Below are 23,986 nucleotides of genomic sequence, written 5' to 3'. Positions count from 1 at the left end.
TTTTGTTTTTTTTTATTAACAATGGTTATTTTTTTTATAGTTTTGTGTTCAGGAAACTAAACTTTGAAAAACATGATTTTTTCTTCTATAAAAAGAGTTTGTAAAAAAGCTTCTTTTATTCTGTTATTTTTAACAACTACATTTACTTTTGGACAATCTTTTTTTGATTGTGACAATACACTGTATCAAGTAGTGAGCGGTCAGTTAAATAGATATGATCCAATTACTGCTACTTATTCACCTGTCGGGTCTGTATCTCCTAATGCAACAAACTATAACGCACTAGGTTATAATACTACTGATAATTTTATGTATGCTAGGGTGATACAGCCAAATGCAAATACAGGTGATATCATTAGAATATCTAATGATGGTTCCTCTGTTAAAATAGGTGATCAAGTCGGGTTTTCTTTCGCTGGAGATGTAGATGATGATGATACTTTTTGGTTTACCAAAGTACCTAGTAACAATTTAGAGTTTTATAGATTACCAGATGTATCAACCTATACCAATGCAAGCCAAGCAGTTCCTGGAGATACAAATGTGGTTACGTTTGCACCAGTTCCTGGGGGGACTACGATCCCTGAGGCCAATGACGTAGTGTTCGTCCCAGACGGAGTTACTCCAGGTAGAGGTAATTTATACGGAGTAGGGGTAACAGCTGGAGGTACCAGAGTATTAATTAATTATAATTATACTAATCCTGCCAGCCCTACAGTTTCTATTACGCCAATTACAGGGGCTATTACTTCTAGTTTAGGAACCGCATTTGGTGCTGCTTTTTATAATGAAGCAGGGAACACCTTATTGGTTTCAGATAACGGAGGAGGTTTGTATGCCATATTAAATTTCACATCTTCAAGCCCATCGTCTGGTTATTTAGGGTTAACTGAAACTACTAGTGCTAATGACGGTGCATTATGTATCAACTCTGCTCCAATTTTAGATGCGGATGGAGATGAGGTATTAGACCCTTTAGATGGTGATAGTGATGGAGACGGCTTAACTAATGCTCAGGAATCTGGAGGAGTAAATCCCTATGCTGATGCAGATAGTGATGGGATTTTTAATTACTTAGATCCAAACAATTCAGTTGCTAACACAACAAATGGTCCGGTTCAACCAGCTTTCGATTTTGATGGTGATGGAATTCCTAACTTTTTAGATTTAGATTCTGACAACGACGGTATATACGACATTGTAGAGGCAGGAGCCGGAGATAAGGATACCAATAACAATGATGGTAGATACAATTCTGATGATACCGGTTTTGTGGATAGCAATGGGAACGGTATTCCTAACGAATATGAATCTACACCATTATCTCCAACAAACACTGATTCTAACTTAAATGACGGTCCTGATTACTTAGATATAGATGCTGATGATGATGGTATCGTAGACATTATTGAAGGTCAAACAACGGCTGGTTATCAAGCTCCGCTAAATACAGATGCAGATAACGATGGAGTAGATGATAGGTACGATGCTTTTAACAATATTACAGATGCAGCTGCATCTGGAGTTCCAGGAGGGTCAGTAAATACAGACAGTTCTAATGATGCGTTGCCAGATTATCGAGATTTAGATTCAGATAATGATTCTGTACTAGATGCTGTGGAGGCCTATGATACCAACGGAAGCGGTACGGCTAACACAACATTTGCAGGAAGTGATTCGGATGCAGATGGGTTAGATAATAATTACGATGCAAATGATGCCTTATTAGATGTAGACAACGGAGCTCAGACCCCAGCATCTTTTCCTGATGATGATAATTCAGGAGGTGACAGAGATTGGAGAGATCCTTCTGTTTCAAGTATTTCTATTGCTGCAACTTCTGCTAATAAGGTAGAAGGTAACAGTGGAAACACAGCCTTTACTTTTACAGTAACCAGAACAGGGAATGATAACATCGCGAGTAGTGCAAATTTTGCGGTTACAGGTTCAGGAGCCAATCCTGCCGTGGCAGCAGATTTTGCGGGTGCACCTCTTCCATCAGGTACAGTAAGTTTTGCTGCTGGGGAAACTAGTAAGGTGATAACGATCAATGTATTTGGAGAAACCATATCTGAGAATCATGAAGGTTTTACAGTAACGCTATCCAATCCAGTGAATACCTCTATTGGAACGGCAACGGCTGATGGAGTTATTCTAAATGATGACGTTAATATTACAATTGCAGATACAGCCGTTGTAGAAGGTAATGCTTTAAATTTTACAGTTACGTTAAGTGGGCCAAGCACCACAAATATCACGATTCCATTCACAACAAACGACGGGACAGCAACCTCGGGAGATTACACAGATAATGATAGCTCAATTACAATAAATGCAGGAGATCTAACGGGTACTATAACCGTAAATACAACAGCAGATACTGTTGAAGAAAATCACGAGCAACTGACAGTAGAATTAACGAGTTCAACGACAGGTACTATTACAGATGATACAGCAATTGGAGTTATTGTGAACAACGATTCAATCGATAGTGATGGCGATAATGTTAACAACGTAGATGACTTAGACGATGATAACGATGGTATTTTAGATACGGTTGAAGGAAACTTGTCTTATCAACAGATATTTCCAGCTGATTTATTTCCAAATCCTAGACCAGATAATGTAGATGGTTCTAATAACGTTACTGGGCCTATTAATACAGCTGCTCCTGTAGATATTAGTGCTAAATTTGGTTTTCCAGCAAACTCGGGTAAAGTATTAATTGCCGCTACGGGGGTAATCCTTAATGTCCAAAACAGATTTTTAAGCAATAATGGAACCATAACTAAGTTTACCATAACAGGTACGTATGCTGACCAAGTTTTTATAAGAGGTTTTCATGGTAGAACTATAAATCCAGGTAATAAAGATGGGATTATAGCATATACTTCGGAGGCATATACTCAGACAGCTACTTTAATTTCTGGCTTAACCAATGGGATTGGTACCTTAGATGGAGGAACCAGTTTCTTTGTTCAACGAGACGTAACCTCCACTATGCAAAATCCAGATTCGTTTGTATGGGATGCAAATAAACCTTCTAAAGAAATAGGATTTTTTACTGAAAATACAGGTGCAGGTAGCGTAATTCGCTTATTTTTAGCAGCTCCACAGGACTCGGACAACGATGACATTCCAGATTACTTAGATGTAGATTCAGACAATGATAATTGTTATGATGCTACTGAAGGTGACGCTAACTATACCAATTTAACATCTAGCAATAACTTAGCAGATGATGATGAGGGTAGTGTAGATGCTAATGGAGTTCCAGATCAAGATAAAGATAGCAATGTAGTAGCCTCACAAGGAACAAATACCAATGTTACAACAGCTACGGTAATAGGTGCTATAGGTACAGAACCAAGTAACCAAACAATTACTTTTGGAAGCGATGCTACTTTTACAGTAGTTGCAACGGGAGGAAATCTAGTGTACCAATGGCAAGAGCAAGTCGGAGGAACTGGTTCTTGGAATAATATAACAGATGGAGGAATTTATTCAGGAGCTACTACTGCTTCACTTTCTTTAAATGGTCCCGCTATCTCAAATTCCACAAATAGATATAGAGTAAACATAACTAGTTCTACTAGTGTGTGTACAGACTTAACTTCTGCAGAACGAACTTTAACAATTAACAACAATACTGTTCAGATAGATGCTACAGATGATGAAGCTACTGAAGGAGGAACAGATGATGGAACTTTTACAGTAACTTTAGCGGGAATCAACAGCACGGGTAGTACAATTAGTATTCCTGTAACCATTTCAGGTACAGCAACTAGTGGTGACGATTATACAGCAATTGCTACCACAGTTAGTATTGCTGATGGAAGCAATACTGGAACCATCAATATCAATGCTTTAGATGACACAATTGATGAACCTACGGAAACAGTGATTGTTTCTATAGGAGACTTAAGTGGTTTACCAGGAATTGTAGCAGGGGCCAATATCACTGATACTGTAAACATTTTGGACAACGATGCGACACCAAGTGTAGCCTTTACAAGTGTGAGCAGCAATGGAGCAGAAAGTGTAAGTAGTGCAGATGTAGAAGTATCCTTAAGTGCAGCGAGTGGACAAACGGTAACCGTAGACTATGCCGTTACAGGAACCGCGACAGGATCAGGAACCGACTATACATTAGCAAACGGAACCCTTACGATCAATGCAGGAGATACCGCGAGCGATATCACGATTGCTAGTATTATAGATGATGCGTTAGATGAGACTGATGAGACAGTAATTCTAACCTTATCCAACCCAAGCAACGCCAGTTTAGGAACAAACACGGTTCATACATATACCATTAACGACAACGATGCGACACCAAGTGTAGCCTTTACAAGTGTGAGCAGCAATGGAGCAGAAAGTGTAAGTAGTGCAGATGTAGAAGTATCCTTAAGTGCAGCGAGTGGACAAACGGTAACCGTAGACTATGCCGTTACAGGAACCGCGACAGGATCAGGAACCGACTATACATTAGCAAACGGAACCCTTACGATCAATGCAGGAGATACCGCGAGCGATATCACGATTGCTAGTATTATAGATGATGCGTTAGATGAGACTGATGAGACAGTAATTCTAACCTTATCCAACCCAAGCAACGCCAGTTTAGGAACAAACACGGTTCATACATATACCATTAACGACAACGATGCAGCTACCACAGTAGCCTTTACAAGTGTGAGTAGCAATGGAGCAGAAAGTGTAAGTAGTGCAGATGTAGAAGTATCCTTAAGTGCAGCGAGTGGACAAACGGTAACCGTAGACTATGCCGTTACAGGAACCGCGACAGGATCAGGAACCGACTATACATTAGCAAACGGAACCCTTACGATCAACGCAGGAGATACCACGAGCGATATCACGATTGCCAGTATTATAGATGATGCGTTAGATGAGACTGATGAGACAGTAATTCTAACCTTATCCAACCCAAGCAACGCCAGTTTAGGAACAAACACGGTTCATACATATACCATTAACGACAACGATGCAGCTACCACAGTAGCCTTTACAAGTGTGAGTAGCAATGGAGCAGAAAGTGTAAGTAGTGCAGATGTAGAAGTATCCTTAAGTGCAGCGAGTGGACAAACGGTAACCGTAAACTATGCCGTTACAGGAACCGCAACAGGATCAGGAACCGACTATACATTAGCAAACGGAACCCTTACGATCAACGCAGGAGATACCACGAGCGATATCACGATTGCCAGTATTATAGATGATGCGTTAGATGAGACTGATGAGACAGTAATTCTAACCTTATCCAACCCAAGCAACGCCAGTTTAGGAACAAACACGGTTCATACATATACCATTAACGACAACGATGCGACACCAAGTGTAGCCTTTACAAGTGTGAGCAGCAATGGAGCAGAAAGTGTAAGTAGTGCAGATGTAGAAGTATCCTTAAGTGCAGCGAGTGGACAAACGGTAACCGTAAACTATGCCGTTACAGGAACCGCGACAGGATCAGGAACCGACTATACATTAGCAAACGGAACCCTTACGATCAACGCAGGAGATACCACGAGCGATATCACGATTGCCAGTATTATAGATGATGCGTTAGATGAGACTGATGAGACAGTAATTCTAACCTTATCCAACCCAAGCAACGCCAGTTTAGGAACAAACACGGTTCATACATATACCATTAACGACAACGATGCGACACCAAGTGTAGCCTTTACAAGTGTGAGCAGCAATGGAGCAGAAAGTGTAAGTAGTGCAGATGTAGAAGTATCCTTAAGTGCAGCGAGTGGACAAACGGTAACCGTAGACTATGCCGTTACAGGAACCGCGACAGGATCAGGAACCGACTATACATTAGCAAACGGAACCCTTACGATCAACGCAGGAGATACCACGAGCGATATCACGATTGCCAGTATTATAGATGATGCGTTAGATGAGACTGATGAGACAGTAATTCTAACCTTATCCAACCCAAGCAACGCCAGTTTAGGAACAAACACGGTTCATACATATACCATTAACGACAACGATGCAGCTACCACAGTAGCCTTTACAAGTGTGAGTAGCAATGGAGCAGAAAGTGTAAGTAGTGCAGATGTAGAAGTATCCTTAAGTGCAGCGAGTGGACAAACGGTAACCGTAGACTATGCCGTTACAGGAACCGCGACAGGATCAGGAACCGACTATACATTAGCAAACGGAACCCTTACGATCAACGCAGGAGATACCACGAGCGATATCACGATTGCCAGTATTATAGATGATGCGTTAGATGAGACTGATGAGACAGTAATTCTAACCTTATCCAACCCAAGCAACGCCAGTTTAGGAACAAACACGGTTCATACATATACCATTAACGACAACGATGCAGCTACCACAGTAGCCTTTACAAGTGTGAGTAGCAATGGAGCAGAAAGTGTAAGTAGTGCAGATGTAGAAGTATCCTTAAGTGCAGCGAGTGGACAAACGGTAACCGTAGACTATGCCGTTACAGGAACCGCAACAGGATCAGGAACCGACTATACATTAGCAAACGGAACCCTTACGATCAACGCAGGAGATACTACGAGCGATATCACGATTGCCAGTATTATAGATGATGCGTTAGATGAGACTGATGAGACAGTAATTCTAACCTTATCCAACCCAAGCAACGCCAGTTTAGGAACAAACACGGTTCATACATATACCATTAACGACAACGATGCGACACCAAGTGTAGCCTTTACAAGTGTGAGCAGCAATGGAGCAGAAAGTGTAAGTAGTGCAGATGTAGAAGTATCCTTAAGTGCAGCGAGTGGACAAACGGTAACCGTAGACTATGCCGTTACAGGAACCGCAACAGGATCAGGAACCGACTATACATTAGCAAACGGAACCCTTACGATCAATGCAGGAGATACCACGAGCGATATCACGATTGCCAGTATTATAGATGATGCGTTAGATGAGACTGATGAGACAGTAATTCTAACCTTATCCAACCCAAGCAATGCCAGTTTAGGAACAAACACGGTTCATACATATACCATTAACGACAACGATGCGACACCAAGTGTAGCCTTTACAAGTGTGAGCAGCAATGGAGCAGAAAGTGTAAGTAGTGCAGATGTAGAAGTATCCTTAAGTGCAGCGAGTGGACAAACGGTAACCGTAGACTATGCCGTTACAGGAACCGCGACAGGATCAGGAACCGACTATACATTAGCAAACGGAACCCTTACGATCAATGCAGGAGATACCACGAGCGATATCACGATTGCCAGTATTATAGATGATGCGTTAGATGAGACTGATGAGACAGTAATTCTAACCTTATCCAACCCAAGCAATGCCAGTTTAGGAACAAACACGGTTCATACATATACCATTAACGACAACGATGCAGCTACCACAGTAGCCTTTACAAGTGTGAGTAGCAATGGAGCAGAAAGTGTAAGTAGCGCCGATGTAGAAGTATCCTTAAGTGCAGCGAGTGGACAAACGGTAACCGTAGACTATGCCGTTACAGGAACCGCGACAGGATCAGGAACCGACTATACATTAGCAAACGGAACCCTTACGATCAACGCAGGAGATACCACGAGCGATATCACGATTGCCAGTATTATAGATGATGCGTTAGATGAGACTGATGAGACAGTAATTCTAACCTTATCCAACCCAAGCAACGCCAGTTTAGGAACAAACACGGTTCATACATATACCATTAACGACAACGATGCAGCTACCACAGTAGCCTTTACAAGTGTGAGCAGCAATGGAGCAGAAAGTGTAAGTAGTGCAGATGTAGAAGTATCCTTAAGTGCAGCGAGTGGACAAACGGTAACCGTAGACTATGCCGTTACAGGAACCGCAACAGGATCAGGAACCGACTATACATTAGCGAACGGAACCCTTACGATCAACGCAGGAGATACCACGAGCGATATCACGATTGCCAGTATTATAGATGATGCGTTAGATGAGACTGATGAGACAGTAATTCTAACCTTATCCAACCCAAGCAACGCCAGTTTAGGAACAAACACGGTTCATACATATACCATTAACGACAACGATGCGACACCAAGTGTAGCCTTTACAAGTGTGAGCAGCAATGGAGCAGAAAGTGTAAGTAGTGCAGATGTAGAAGTATCCTTAAGTGCAGCGAGTGGACAAACGGTAACCGTAGACTATGCCGTTACAGGAACCGCGACAGGATCAGGAACCGACTATACATTAGCAAACGGAACCCTTACGATCAACGCAGGAGATACTACGAGCGATATCACGATTGCCAGTATTATAGATGATGCGTTAGATGAGACTGATGAGACAGTAATTCTAACCTTATCCAACCCAAGCAACGCCAGTTTAGGAACAAACACGGTTCATACATATACCATTAACGACAACGATGCGACACCAAGTGTAGCCTTTACAAGTGTGAGTAGCAATGGAGCAGAAAGTGTAAGTAGTGCAGATGTAGAAGTATCCTTAAGTGCAGCGAGTGGACAAACGGTAACCGTAGACTATGCCGTTACAGGAACCGCGACAGGATCAGGAACCGACTATACATTAGCAAACGGAACCCTTACGATCAATGCAGGAGATACCACGAGCGATATCACGATTGCCAGTATTATAGATGATGCGTTAGATGAGACTGATGAGACAGTAATTCTAACCTTATCCAACCCAAGCAACGCCAGTTTAGGAACAAACACGGTTCATACATATACCATTAACGACAACGATGCAGCTACCACAGTAGCCTTTACAAGTGTGAGTAGCAATGGAGCAGAAAGTGTAAGTAGCGCCGATGTAGAAGTATCCTTAAGTGCAGCGAGTGGACAAACGGTAACCGTAGACTATGCCGTTACAGGAACCGCGACAGGATCAGGAACCGACTATACATTAGCAAACGGAACCCTTACGATCAATGCAGGAGATACCACGAGCGATATCACGATTGCCAGTATTATAGATGATGCGTTAGATGAGACTGATGAGACAGTAATTCTAACCTTATCCAACCCAAGCAACGCCAGTTTAGGAACAAACACGGTTCATACATATACCATTAACGACAACGATGCGACACCAAGTGTAGCCTTTACAAGTGTGAGCAGCAATGGAGCAGAAAGTGTAAGTAGCGCCGATGTAGAAGTATCCTTAAGTGCAGCGAGTGGACAAACGGTAACCGTAGACTATGCCGTTACAGGAACCGCGACAGGATCAGGAACCGACTATACATTAGCAAACGGAACCCTTACGATCAATGCAGGAGATACCACGAGCGATATCACGATTGCCAGTATTATAGATGATGCGTTAGATGAGACTGATGAGACAGTAATTCTAACCTTATCCAACCCAAGCAACGCCAGTTTAGGAACAAACACGGTTCATACATATACCATTAACGACAACGATGCGACACCAAGTGTAGCCTTTACAAGTGTGAGCAGCAATGGAGCAGAAAGTGTAAGTAGTGCAGATGTAGAAGTATCCTTAAGTGCAGCGAGTGGACAAACGGTAACCGTAGACTATGCCGTTACAGGAACCGCGACAGGATCAGGAACCGACTATACATTAGCAAACGGAACCCTTACGATCAACGCAGGAGATACCGCGAGCGATATCACGATTGCCAGTATTATAGATGATGCGTTAGATGAGACTGATGAGACAGTAATTCTAACCTTATCCAACCCAAGCAACGCCAGTTTAGGAACAAACACGGTTCATACATATACCATTAACGACAACGATGCAGCTACCACAGTAGCCTTTACAAGTGTGAGTAGCAATGGAGCAGAAAGTGTAAGTAGTGCAGATGTAGAAGTATCCTTAAGTGCAGCGAGTGGACAAACGGTAACCGTAGACTATGCCGTTACAGGAACCGCAACAGGATCAGGAACCGACTATACATTAGCAAACGGAACCCTTACGATCAATGCAGGAGATACCACGAGCGATATCACGATTGCCAGTATTATAGATGATGCGTTAGATGAGACTGATGAGACAGTAATTCTAACCTTATCCAACCCAAGCAATGCCAGTTTAGGAACAAACACGGTTCATACATATACCATTAACGACAACGATGCGACACCAAGTGTAGCCTTTACAAGTGTGAGCAGCAATGGAGCAGAAAGTGTAAGTAGTGCAGATGTAGAAGTATCCTTAAGTGCAGCGAGTGGACAAACGGTAACCGTAGACTATGCCGTTACAGGAACCGCGACAGGATCAGGAACCGACTATACATTAGCAAACGGAACCCTTACGATCAATGCAGGAGATACCACGAGCGATATCACGATTGCCAGTATTATAGATGATGCGTTAGATGAGACTGATGAGACAGTAATTCTAACCTTATCCAACCCAAGCAACGCCAGTTTAGGAACAAACACGGTTCATACATATACCATTAACGACAACGATGCAGCTACCACAGTAGCCTTTACAAGTGTGAGTAGCAATGGAGCAGAAAGTGTAAGTAGCGCCGATGTAGAAGTATCCTTAAGTGCAGCGAGTGGACAAACGGTAACCGTAGACTATGCCGTTACAGGAACCGCGACAGGATCAGGAACCGACTATACATTAGCAAACGGAACCCTTACGATCAACGCAGGAGATACCACGAGCGATATCACGATTGCCAGTATTATAGATGATGCGTTAGATGAGACTGATGAGACAGTAATTCTAACCTTATCCAACCCAAGCAACGCCAGTTTAGGAACAAACACGGTTCATACATATACCATTAACGACAACGATGCAGCTACCACAGTAGCCTTTACAAGTGTGAGCAGCAATGGAGCAGAAAGTGTAAGTAGTGCAGATGTAGAAGTATCCTTAAGTGCAGCGAGTGGACAAACGGTAACCGTAGACTATGCCGTTACAGGAACCGCAACAGGATCAGGAACCGACTATACATTAGCGAACGGAACCCTTACGATCAACGCAGGAGATACCACGAGCGATATCACGATTGCCAGTATTATAGATGATGCGTTAGATGAGACTGATGAGACAGTAATTCTAACCTTATCCAACCCAAGCAATGCCAGTTTAGGAACAAACACGGTTCATACATATACCATTAACGACAACGATGCGACACCAAGTGTAGCCTTTACAAGTGTGAGCAGCAATGGAGCAGAAAGTGTAAGTAGTGCAGATGTAGAAGTATCCTTAAGTGCAGCGAGTGGACAAACGGTAACCGTAGACTATGCCGTTACAGGAACCGCAACAGGATCAGGAACCGACTATACATTAGCAAACGGAACCCTTACGATCAACGCAGGAGATACTACGAGCGATATCACGATTTCTAGTATTATAGATGATGCGTTAGATGAGACTGATGAGACAGTAATTCTAACCTTATCCAACCCAAGCAACGCCAGTTTAGGAACAAACACGGTTCATACATATACCATTAACGACAACGATGCGACACCAAGTGTAGCCTTTACAAGTGTGAGCAGCAATGGAGCAGAAAGTGTAAGTAGTGCAGATGTAGAAGTATCCTTAAGTGCAGCGAGTGGACAAACGGTAACCGTAGACTATGCCGTTACAGGAACCGCAACAGGATCAGGAACCGACTATACATTAGCGAACGGAACCCTTACGATCAACGCAGGAGATACCACGAGCGATATCACGATTGCCAGTATTATAGATGATGCGTTAGATGAGACTGATGAGACAGTAATTCTAACCTTATCCAACCCAAGCAATGCCAGTTTAGGAACAAACACGGTTCATACATATACCATTAACGACAACGATGCGACACCAAGTGTAGCCTTTACAAGTGTGAGCAGCAATGGAGCAGAAAGTGTAAGTAGTGCAGATGTAGAAGTATCCTTAAGTGCAGCGAGTGGACAAACGGTAACCGTAGACTATGCCGTTACAGGAACCGCGACAGGATCAGGAACCGACTATACATTAGCGAACGGAACCCTTACGATCAACGCAGGAGATACCACGAGCGATATCACGATTGCCAGTATTATAGATGATGCGTTAGATGAGACTGATGAGACAGTAATTCTAACCTTATCCAACCCAAGCAACGCCAGTTTAGGAACAAACACGGTTCATACATATACCATTAACGACAATGATGCAGCTACAATCAGCATAGCGGACACAGTTGTAACAGAAGGAGATACAGCAGAGTTTACAGTAACGTTGACTAACCCAAGTAGTGAAGCTATTGAGGTAACGTTCACCGTAGATGATGATAGTGCAATTGAGCCAGGAGATTACACTGAGCCAACCACATTAACAGTAACAATTCCAGCAGGAGCAACGACAGCTACGATCTCGGTACCGACAGTTAATGATACGACAAACGAGCCAACAGAGGTGTTTGACGTAAATATTACAGGAGCAGAGACTACAGGAACCAATACAGCAATAACGGTAACTGATGACAATGCAGAAGGAACGATTAATGATAATGATGGAGTACCAACAATCAGCATAGCGGACACAGTTGTAACAGAAGGAGATACAGCAGAGTTTACAGTAACGTTGACTAACCCAAGCAGCGAAGCTATTGAGGTAACGTTCACCGTAGATGATGATAGTGCAATTGAGCCAGGAGATTACACTGAGCCAACCACATTAACAGTAACAATTCCAGCAGGAGCAACGACAGCTACGATCTCGGTACCGACAGTTAATGATACGACAAACGAGCCAACAGAGGTGTTTGACGTAAATATTACAGGAGCAGAGACTACAGGAACCAATACAGCAATAACGGTAACTGATGACAATGCAGAAGGAACGATTAATGATAATGATGGAGTACCAACAATCAGCATAGCGGACACAGTTGTAACAGAAGGAGATACAGCAGAGTTTACAGTAACGTTGACTAACCCAAGTAGTGAAGCTATTGAGGTAACGTTCACCGTAGATGATGATAGTGCAATTGAGCCAGGAGATTACACTGAGCCAACCACATTAACAGTAACAATTCCAGCAGGAGCAACGACAGCTACGATCTCGGTACCGACAGTTAATGATACGACAAACGAGCCAACAGAGGTGTTTGACGTAAACATTACAGGAGCAGAGACTACAGGAACCAATACAGCAATAACGGTAACTGATGACAATGCAGAAGGAACAATTAATGATAATGATGGAGTACCAACAATCAGCATAGCGGACACAGTTGTAACAGAAGGAGATACAGCAGAGTTTACAGTAACGTTGACTAACCCAAGTAGTGAAGCTATTGAGGTAACGTTCACCGTAGATGATGATAGTGCAATTGAGCCAGGAGATTACACTGAGCCAACCACATTAACAGTAACAATTCCAGCAGGAGCAACGACAGCTACGATCTCGGTACCGACAGTTAATGATACGACAAACGAGCCAACAGAGGTGTTTGACGTAAATATTACAGGAGCAGAGACTACAGGAACCAATACAGCAATAACGGTAACTGATGACAATGCAGAAGGAACGATTAATGATAATGATGGAGTACCAACAATCAGCATAGCGGACACAGTTGTAACAGAAGGAGATACAGCAGAGTTTACAGTAACGTTGACTAACCCAAGCAGCGAAGCTATTGAGGTAACGTTCACCGTAGATGATGATAGTGCAATTGAGCCAGGAGATTACACTGAGCCAACCACATTAACAGTAACAATTCCAGCAGGAGCAACGACAGCTACGATCTCGGTACCGACAGTTAATGATACGACAAACGAGCCAACAGAGGTGTTTGACGTAAACATTACAGGAGCAGAGACTACAGGAACCAATACAGCAATAACGGTAACTGATGACAATGCAGAAGGAACAATTAATGATAATGATGGAGTACCAACAATCAGCATAGCGGACACAGTTGTAACAGAAGGAGATACAGCAGAGTTTACAGTAACGTTGACTAACCCAAGTAGTGAAGCTATTGAGGTAACGTTCACCGTAGATGATGATAGTGCAATTGAGCCAGGAGATTACACTGAGCCAACCACATTAACAGTAACAATTCCAGCAGGAGCAACGACAGCTACGATCTCGGTACCGACAGTTAATGATACGACAAACGAGCCAACAGAGGTGTTTGACGTAAATATTACAGGAGCAGAGACTACAGGAACCAATACAGCAATAACGGTAACTGATGACAATGCAGAAGGAACGATTAATGATAATGATGGAGTACCAACAATCAGCATAGCGGACACAGTTGTAACAGAAGGAGATACAGCAGAGTTTACAGTAACGTTGACTAACCCAAGTAGTGAAGCTATTGAGGTAACGTTCACCGTAGATGATGATAGTGCAATTGAGCCAGGAGATTACACTGAGCCAACCACATTAACAGTAACAATTCCAGCAGGAGCAACGACAGCTACGATCTCGGTACCGACAGTTAATGATACGACAAACGAGCCAACAGAGGTGTTTGACGTAAATATTACAGGAGCAGAGACTACAGGAATCAATACAGCAATAACGGTAACTGATGACAATGCAGAAGGAACGATTAATGATAATGATGCGACGCCAACTGTTGCTAATTTGAGTTCAAGTTCAGCAACAGAAGGAAGTGCTATCACACATACTGTTACTTTAACCAATGCAAGTAGCTCAGCAATTAGCTTGGCGGCTAGTCTTTCCAATGGAACGGCAAGTAATTCAGATTATGACACGGACTTATCAAATGCTGTATTAAGTAATGGAGTAACATACAATGCAACGAATGGCGAATTTGATATTCCAGCTGGAGTGACAAGTTTTACGATAGCTATTAATACCACTACGGACGCGATTGATGAAGAAAACGAGACGTACGTGTTAACAGTAGGAGGGCAAATTGCTGCAGGAACAATCAATGATGATAACTGTGCAGATGATCCTAACGGAGATTGCGATAATGATGGAGTTAAAAATATCGACGAAGCTGTAACTGTTTCAGGAGATTGGAAAAATTTAAATAACGATACGGATGGTGATGGAATACCAAACTATTTAGATGTTGATGATGACGGAGATGGAGTTGATACTAAAGATGAAAACGTAGAGTCAAGAGACAATGATCCGACCAATGACGATACAGATGGAGATGGAAGACCGAACTATTTAGATGACGATGATGACAACGATGGAATACTGACTCAAGATGAGAATGTACAATCAGATGACAATGATCCAACCAATGACGATACAGATGGAGATGGAATACCTAATTATTTGGAAGAAGATGATGATGGAGATGGTGTTAAAACAATCGATGAAGATTTAGATATAGATGGTGACAATGAGGATGACGATACAGATGGAGATGGAATACCAAATTATTTAGACGATGACGATGACGGTGATAGTATTAAAACAATTGATGAAGATGTAGAAAATGTTGATGGAGATCCAGAGAATGATGATACAGATGGAGACGGAACACCAAACTATTTGGATACAGACGACGATGGGGATGGTATAGACACTATTGATGAAGTAAACGATAGTGATAGTAATACGGATCCATTGAGAAGAGATGATATTGTATTAACAAAATTAATAACTCCAAATGGAGATAATGCTAACGACGGCTTTGTAATTAATAATATCGAAAAAATCTATCCAAATTTTGAAATAGTAATTTTCAATAGGTATGGTAATGAAGTATTTAGATACAGACATAATGGAGATAGAAACAAGGAGCCAGAATGGTGGCAAGGTTTTTCAGATAACAGAAGAGATTTTATCAATTCAGATTTATTACCAGTTGGGACTTATTTCTACTTGATATATAAAAACAACGGATCTACAGATAATCCTATAATTCAAGATTGGATATACTTAAATAGATAATGATTATTATGAATAAAATATATTTAGTATTATTATTAGTTTTTGTTTTTAGCATAAAAACTTATAGTCAGCAAGACCCTCATTATACAATGTATATGTATAATATGAATATTGTAAATCCAGCCTATGCTGGATCTACAAAGCATTTAAATATTTCTGTTTTAGGTAGGGAGCAATGGGTAGGAATAGAGGGAGCACCATCTACTTATACAGCGAACATCCATTCTAGAATTGGAAAAGGATTTGGATTGGGTGTTTCATTAATTACCGATAAAATTGGACCTCAAAGCGAAAACAGTTTATTTGCGGATTTATCATATACATTTCCAGTATCAAGAACAGGAAATTTATCTTTCGGATTGAAGTTAGGGGGATCTGCGTTTTCTATTGATAGAATTACTGAATCAAATGATTCGGATAGCACTTTAGATGGCGGTAGAACTGAATTATTTCCTAATACAGGAGCAGGAGCTTTATATCATACCGATATTTTTTACGTAGGTTTATCAGTTCCCAATTTTTTACGAGCAGATCACATTAACGACGATGATACAAGTGAAGCTGAGGAAGTAGAACATATATTTTTTACTAGTGGGTATGTTTTTCAAGCCAAGGATTACTTGAAGATAAAACCATCAACGCTAGTGAAATTTGCCCCTGGTACGCCAGTTTCTATAGATTTATCCTTAAACTTTTTATTTTACGACAAATTTGAATTTGGTATTTCTAATAGGTTGGATGATGCTTGGGCAGGAACTTTCAATTTCCAAGCAACAGATGCTATCCGATTGGGGTATGCTTATGACTATACAACATCAGAATTGAATGAGTTCAGTAGAGGTTCACACGAATTTTTTATTTTATATAAAATTCCGTTATCTGCTAGAAACATCAAATCACCTAGATTCTTTTAAAGCATAGAAACATTATGAAAAATATAATATACGCTAGTTTAGTACTATTAAGTTTGTCTGCGTTGTCGCAAAAGCGCAAAGTATCTACGAATTACAAATTAAGAAATTATAAAATAGATACGCTATCTATTAATACAGATCAATCTGACTTTGGTGTGAACTACATCGGCGACAAAGAAGTTGTTTTTTCTTCTCCGCAAAAGGATAAGCTATTTATGCGTAAATGGAGAGAAAACGACCAAGGCTATTTGGAATTATACAAAGGACGTTTAGGTAGTGATGGGGCGATTGTTGATGTTGAAAAATTTTCGAAAGACATTAACTCAAGATATCATGAGGCGGAGTTAACTTTTACTAAAGATGGTAAGTATGTATACTTTACAAGTAATAATCATGTAGATAACAAAGGAATCAAGGGAGAAGATGGTTATAACAATCTGCAGTTATACAAAGCAGATGTAATCGATGGAGAGTTTAAAAACGTAAGACTTTTACCTTTTAACAGCGAAAATTATTCAACAGGTCACCCATATTTGTCTGCTGATGACAAAACATTATATTTTGTTTCAGACAGACCTGGAGGTTTTGGAGGAACAGATTTATACAAAGTACCTGTTTTAGAAGAAAACACCTATGGAGAAATTACCAATTTAGGTGAAAGAATTAATTCCAGTGGAAAAGAAATGTTTCCTTTTTTAGACATGGACGACGTGTTATACTTTTCGTCTGATAGAATCGGTACTAAAGGAGGATTAGACGTTTATGGAATTTCATTGTCTGATGAAAGTGATTATATTTTCCAGTTACCCTCTCCAATTAACACAATTAATGATGATTTCGCCTTTGTGCTAGGAAAAGGAAGCTATGGCTTTTTATCATCTAATAGAGAAGGTGGAAAAGGCGATGACGACATTTACAAACTACAAGTAGGTTGTTTACAACGCTTGGTAGGTACAGTGGTTAATAGTAAAGACCAATTAGGTATTGACAAGGCAAGTGTTTATGTATATCAAAACAATAAATTATTAGATTCTATATTTACGGATAACCAAGGTAAATTTACCTCTAACATTAACGTGTTGTGTAGTAATAATTATGTTGTAAAGGCAAGTAAGGCAAACTTTAAAAAGGACTCTTTAAACTTGGATACACCTTCTCTAAGGTTGTTTGAAAATAAAGTTAGTTTGAGTTTAACGCCGTACTTTATAGATAATAAAATTAATATAGAACCTATTTATTTTGATTTTGACAAATGGAATATTAGACCTGACGCAGCAATTATTTTGGATGGTGTGGTAGCAACCATGAAAAAATATCCGAACATAGTTGTAGAGGGTGGTTCTCACACAGATAGTAGAGGTAAAGATAAGTACAACGAAAAATTATCTGCAAAAAGAGCTAAAGCTACTGTTGATTATATTATTTCTAAAGGAATTTCGCCAGATAGAATAAGTTCTAAAGGTTATGGAGAAAACCAGCTAGTTAATAAATGTAGCAATGGAGTTAAGTGTAGCAACGAAGCTCATCAGTTGAACAGAAGAACAGAGTTTACCGTTATTCAGAAAGAACAAGAATAGCTTACATATTAATAATTTATAATAAAACGGAGTACTTTACACAAAGTACTCCGTTTTGTTTTTGTGTACCTTAACAATACTTATTTTTGTTTAAAATATTTTGAGATGAATTTGAACGAAAGAGATCAAAAACACTTGTGGCATCCGTTAACGCAGCATAAAACAGTTAAGAATCATATTGGTATTGTGAAGGCAAATGGAGTTTATCTGTTTGATGAAAATGGTAATAGGTACATAGATGCTATTTCATCTTGGTACACTTGCATGTATGGTCACTGCAATCCTTATGTGGTTAATAAAATAACGGCACAAGTATCACAGCTAGATCAAATTGTGTTTGCAGGGTTTACACACGAACCTGCAGTAGTGATGTCAGAAAAGCTAATGCAAATACTACCTTCTAATCAACAAAAAATTTTTTTTTCTGACAATGGGTCGACGACTGTAGATATCGCTATTAAAATGAGTTTACAATATCATTTTAATCAACAAAAGAAGAAACTTAGAATCATCTCTTTTGAAAATGCGTTTCACGGAGATACTTTTGGGGCGATGTCTGTTTCAGGTTTAGATGTGTATAACGGTCCTTTTGAAGATGTTGTTTTAAACGTAGATAGGATTTCTGTGCCCACAACAGATAATATTGACCAAGTTGTTTGTGATTTTAATCGATTGGTTAAATCTGGTGAAGTTGCCTGTTTTATTTTTGAACCTTTGGTACAAGGAGCTAATTGCATGAACATATACAAGGCTAAATACTTAGACACTCTGATAAAAATAGCCCAAGAAAATGACGTGATTTGCATTGCCGATGAAGTGATGACAGGGTTTGGAAAAACAGGTAAGTATTTCGCTTCTGACTATTTAGAACACAAACCTGATGTTATGTGTCTTTCTAAAGCATTAACAGCTGGAATGCTACCTATGGGATTAACGACTTGCTCACAAAAAATTTACGATGCTTTCTACGACGATAATATTGCCAAAGGCTTTTTTCACGGACATACATACTCGGCAAATCCTTTGGCATGTAGTGCAGCTATTGCGAGTATAGATTTATTACAGTCCAAAGAAATACAAAAAGGAATTGGTATGATTACCGATAACCATAGAATATTTGTGGATAAACTAAAGGGGCATAAAAATGTAAGTAGCGTAAGAACTTTGGGAGTAATTCTGGCGATTGATTTAAATGTGTCGATAGATAGATATGGGAAAGATAGAAACCAAATATTTGAACATTTTATGTCCAAGGGAATATTCCTGAGACCTTTAGGAAACACCATTTACATTCTACCCCCTTATGTGGTTACTCGACAAGAGTTGGAGTTTGTGTATAAAACTTTGTTAGATTATATAGAAAATATTTAGTGGCAGTTTTTGGTAAGTTCTGTTTTCCTAAACAGGCTTGCAAAAGAAATCTATGAGGTAAATTAGAGAACAATAGTAGTTTTATCGTATGCTGGTAAAGTAGTTCCTATTGATTTGATGAAATAAGAGGAAATAAAAAAAGCAAACACTGGCCAAGAGAAATGTCAATGGTGAAATAGTTTACATGTAAGAATTAAACGATTTTATGGCACAGTAAAACTATTTGTTCGTTTTTAGGATTAGTGGTAAAAAACAAATAAGTATCTCCACCATCCTTGATTCCTGTTTTTTTTCTGATAGTAGCTACCGATTCTTTAAAGTTTCTTGTAGTAATATTTGCTTTCTTTAAAGGCAATTTTTTTAAAATTTGTTTTTTATTATAATTCAGTACATCCATAATTTTAAATTTTCTCCCAGGAAAATCTATAAGTGATTGTGAAGTATACAAATGTGAGTTAGCATGTAGTTTTTGAACATCAAATTGACGGCATAACGCATGGAATCCACCCGCTTTTAAAATGGAGGCATTAGGCTCGTACAGGTAGGTTAGAGGCTCAGATAAATTATATTGATACTCTTTTTGATAGATGAAATCAAACGAAGTGGTTTGCTTATCTACGTTTACAGCAGTAATTCCAATGTTACCAACGTATTTGTTTTCAACGGCGATTAAAACTTCTTTAACTTCATTTTTAAGAGCCACAACGTAAATGTTTTTCACATAATTTAGCTCCTTTATACAGCTGGTTAAATCTATTAAAGGGGAGTTTTTAATTAAAATACGCTTACTTTTTTCAAGTAGAGCATCTAAGTGTTCAGGAATATTAGGTAGACAATCTTTTAGTAAAAAAACTTTTCCTTTCAGATCATTTCTTCTAGAAGGATCTACGTAGATCCAATCGTAAATTTTATCACCATTGACAATATACTCTATACCGTCACCTTTGTGATAATTGATATTTAAGATGTCTAAATGATGAAAATTATGTTTCACAATCTCCGAAAGAGATGGATTTATCTCGCAATGGGTAACTTTATTAAATTTTTGAGCAAAGGCCCAGCAATCTACACCAAAACCACCTGTAATATCAATGATAGAATTTCCACTCATCAAATTTGCTTTGTATAAGGCAGTTGCTTGTGATGACGTTTGCTCTATATTTAATTTATTCGGGTAGTAGATATTAGGACTATCAAACCATAGCGGTAATTTTTGAATACATTTTTTTTTGGCTTCTATTTGCCCAACAATCTCGGTCGTACTCAACTCATTAAAAGGAGAGCCTTTTAAAATCAACTGCGTAATATCGGTGTTCAAATGATTTTGGATGAATTGTTGAACCTCGGGAACAAGAACCTCTACATTCACACTAAAAATCTTTAGTTAATAATTTTACCGCTTTGTACTTGCTAAAAAACTCTTTGGCAACTACTTTAATTGCTGTGTAAGCAGGGATTGAAATGACCATTCCAACAATGCCAAAAAGATTTCCAAAAATTAGAATCACCAAAAAGATTTCTAAAGGATGAGATTTTACACTCTTGGAAAAAATGAGCGGTTGACTCACAAAATTGTCTATCAATTGCGCAAATAAATATCCTAACATGATATACATAGAATTAGGCAAAATTTCTGTTTGAAAGTTCAAATCTAAATTACTCGTTGTAGACAAAATAAACATTACAACGGCACCAATCAAAGGACCTATGTAAGGAATAAGATTAAACAACGCGCATAAAAAAGCAATCGTAAAAGCATTTTCTATGCTAAATATGTTTAAAATAATACTATAAATAACAAATAGAACGCTTATTTGAATGATGAGTCCTACGAAGTATCTAGACAATAAATCCTTAATAGTTTCTATAGACCTGGCAGCATGTATTACGTGTTGCTTTGGAATGAATGCAAAAGTTCCCCTCGACATAATTTTTGCATCCCGCATAAAAAAGAAGGAAATAAACAATACGGAGAATAACCCCATGCTAAAAGATCCTAGTTTGCCAAGTATGACGTTAAGCATATTGGGGATGTTTTTTATACTAGGTATGATATTGATATTTTTTGCTCTTTCTAGAATATCAATGTCATGAAATTTTAAGTAATTATTAATTTCGTCACTCAGCTTTTCTATATTATTTTTAAAATTATCGGAATTTAAAAGAGCAATGTTTTCACTTTGTTTGGTAATTAACGGTGTAAATGCATTTAAAATTAAGGCAATAAACAAACTGTAAACTAAAATAGTTAGTACAACAGCTACGCTGTTATTCAGTTTTAATTTTCGAGTTAAAAATTTTACACCAGGTCTAGAAATTAATGCTAGCACAGCCGATATGACGACATAGATAATGATGGTTTTAATTTGAATAAAAAACCACAATAAAACGATGAAACCGAGTAGAACAGCAATAGTTCTTAGTAATCCGTTACTTAATGTTTTCGCTGTCATGATGTTGTAAAAATTTAGTACAAAATAATTGAAGTTCGGCAAAGAAATTTGTGAAATCTTGTTCAAAAATAAGATAATTATCCTCTAAGTCTACCACAGCTTCATTCATTTTAGAAATCCCTTTAGTTCTTACATTCATATCGTGTAAAATACTAGTAATTCCAAAAACATTACGATACATATACAGCCAGTTCTGCTGCGTCATATATGGGAGTAAATGCTGAGTTTTAGTAGGCAACACATCGTAATTATCGTTTAATAATTGATAGACTCCTTGGCTAAAAACAGATAGTGGTACGTTGGAATAATCCAACCAATTTTTAGCCAAAAAATGATCATAAAGAATATCTATAATTACTCCTTTGTACAACTTGTATTTATCATCTAATCGTCTTTTACTTTGTCTAAAAATAGGATGTTCATCCGTAAAAGTATCTATAGCCCTGTGCATTTTAATACCGAACTGAATATCCTTGGAAAAATGTGCTATTTTACTTCCTTTCACATTATCTGCTATAAAATTGCCTATAATGATGTTCTTATTACTACTAGCCAAGTATAAATGAGCAAGAAAATTCATAGCGTATATTTTTACAAGAATGATAAAGTTAAAATAAAAAGCGTTTTGCAAAGATGCAAAACGCTTTTTTTAAATATAGTTTAGTTGTAGTTTAGTTACTTAACATAACGGGCATCACTAACATGGTAATTTGTTCTCCCTCCTCAGTTCCATCAGCGGGAGTTAAAATTCCAGCTCTGTTAGGTAAAGACATTTCTAAAGAAACATTTTCAGAAGATAAATTGTTTAACATCTCTGTTAAAAAACGTGAATTAAAACCTATTTCTAAGTCGTCTCCTTGATAATCGCAGTTTAAACGTTCGTTGGCTTTGTTAGAAAAATCAATATCCTCAGCAGATATGTTTAACTCTGTTCCAGCCATTTTTAATCGAATTTGATGCGTTGTTTTACTAGAAAAAATAGAAACACGCTTAGTAGAACTCAAAAAGCTAGTTCTAGAAATGTTCAATTGATTTGGATTCTCTTTTGGGATTACCGCATTGTAATTTGGGTATTTACCATCAATTAGTCTACAAATTAAAGAAACGTTGTCAAAGGTAAATTTAGCATTTGCCTCGTTGTACGAAATAGAAACTTCGGCATCAGAAGTAGCTAAAATTCCCTTTAAAATATTCAACGGTTTTTTAGGCATAATAAATTCCGCAGCTTCATCGGCCTTTACATCTGTGCGAGTGTACTTTACTAATTTGTGGGCATCAGTAGCTACAAAAGTCAAGTTGTCGGTTCCAAACTGAAAGAAAACTCCACTCATCACAGGTCTCAAATCATCATTACCTGTAGCAAAAATAGTTTTAGATATTGCGTTTGCTAACACATCAGCAGGTATTAGAGTAGTGCTTGGGTTTTCTAAAGAAACTGCCTTAGGAAATTCGCTTCCATCAAAATAAGGCATTCCATAGTTTCCTTGCTCAGAGGTAATTTCTACTTCACTGTTTCCCTCAATTTTAAAAGTTAAAGGTTGGTTTGGCAAAGTTTTTAAAGTGTCTAATAAAATTCTAGAGGGTACTGCTATAGAACCTTCGTTATCAGATTGAACTTCAATGGTGGTAGACATAGTAGTTTCTAAATCCGAAGCAGATATTTTTAGCTCGTTTTCACCTAACTCAAATAAAAAATTATCTAAAATAGGTAAGGTGTTACTAGTGCTAATAACTCCGCTTAAAACCTGCAATTGTTTTAACAATTGAGAGCTTGATACTATAAATTTCATAGGTTATGTTGTATGTAATGATACATGAT

General features: G+C 38.9%; 8 protein-coding genes. 4 read left to right on the top strand and 4 right to left on the bottom strand.

All coding sequences use genetic code 11. The features are described from left to right. The first annotated feature begins 72 nt into the window (after positions 1-72). The 4 genes from ACXGQW_RS04405 to bioA all read left to right on the top strand — a co-directional run bounded on the left by ACXGQW_RS04405 (position 73) and on the right by bioA (position 19,714). Positions 73-15,852, top strand: coding sequence for a Calx-beta domain-containing protein (locus ACXGQW_RS04405; RefSeq protein WP_457823885.1), 15,780 nt, complete (start codon positions 73-75; stop codon positions 15,850-15,852). Between the two features lie 8 nt (positions 15,853-15,860). Further along, positions 15,861-16,766: a PorP/SprF family type IX secretion system membrane protein gene (locus ACXGQW_RS04400; RefSeq protein ID WP_457823884.1), complete on the top strand. Its 906-nt coding sequence runs from the start codon at positions 15,861-15,863 to the stop codon at positions 16,764-16,766. A 14-nt stretch (positions 16,767-16,780) separates the two neighbouring features. Continuing rightward, complete coding sequence (locus ACXGQW_RS04395; protein WP_457823883.1) at positions 16,781-18,343, top strand: OmpA family protein; 1,563 nt, start codon at positions 16,781-16,783, stop codon at positions 18,341-18,343. A 105-nt stretch (positions 18,344-18,448) separates the two neighbouring features. After that, on the top strand, positions 18,449-19,714 hold the full coding sequence (gene bioA / locus ACXGQW_RS04390) for an adenosylmethionine--8-amino-7-oxononanoate transaminase (RefSeq protein ID WP_457823882.1): 1,266 nt from the start codon (positions 18,449-18,451) through the stop codon (positions 19,712-19,714). Positions 19,715-19,907: 193 nt separating this feature from the next. Here bioA and ACXGQW_RS04385 read toward each other — a convergent pair whose 3' ends face one another. The 4 genes from ACXGQW_RS04385 to dnaN all read right to left on the bottom strand — a co-directional run bounded on the left by ACXGQW_RS04385 (position 19,908) and on the right by dnaN (position 23,957). Further along, entirely contained in the window at positions 19,908-21,083 is a 1,176-nt protein-coding gene (locus ACXGQW_RS04385; RefSeq protein WP_457823881.1) for a class I SAM-dependent methyltransferase, read from the bottom strand. Position 21,084: 1 nt separating this feature from the next. Next, positions 21,085-22,167, bottom strand: coding sequence for an AI-2E family transporter (locus ACXGQW_RS04380; protein WP_457823880.1), 1,083 nt, complete (start codon positions 22,165-22,167; stop codon positions 21,085-21,087). Then, the gene (locus ACXGQW_RS04375; protein ID WP_457823879.1) at positions 22,145-22,747 is read right to left on the bottom strand and encodes an acyl carrier protein phosphodiesterase; all 603 of its coding nucleotides are present in this window, start codon (positions 22,745-22,747) and stop codon (positions 22,145-22,147) included. The genes ACXGQW_RS04380 and ACXGQW_RS04375 overlap by 23 nt, the downstream gene beginning before the upstream one ends. Before the next feature lie 91 nt (positions 22,748-22,838). Then, positions 22,839-23,957 (bottom strand): DNA polymerase III subunit beta, encoded by a 1,119-nt coding sequence (gene dnaN / locus ACXGQW_RS04370; protein WP_457823878.1) that lies wholly within the window; start codon positions 23,955-23,957, stop codon positions 22,839-22,841. Positions 23,958-23,986: the final 29 nt, after the last annotated feature.

This window comes from Wenyingzhuangia sp. IMCC45533, assembly GCF_054111225.1.
The sequence above is the reverse complement of the archived record's forward strand: the minus strand, read 5'-3'. Positions and strand labels throughout refer to the sequence as shown.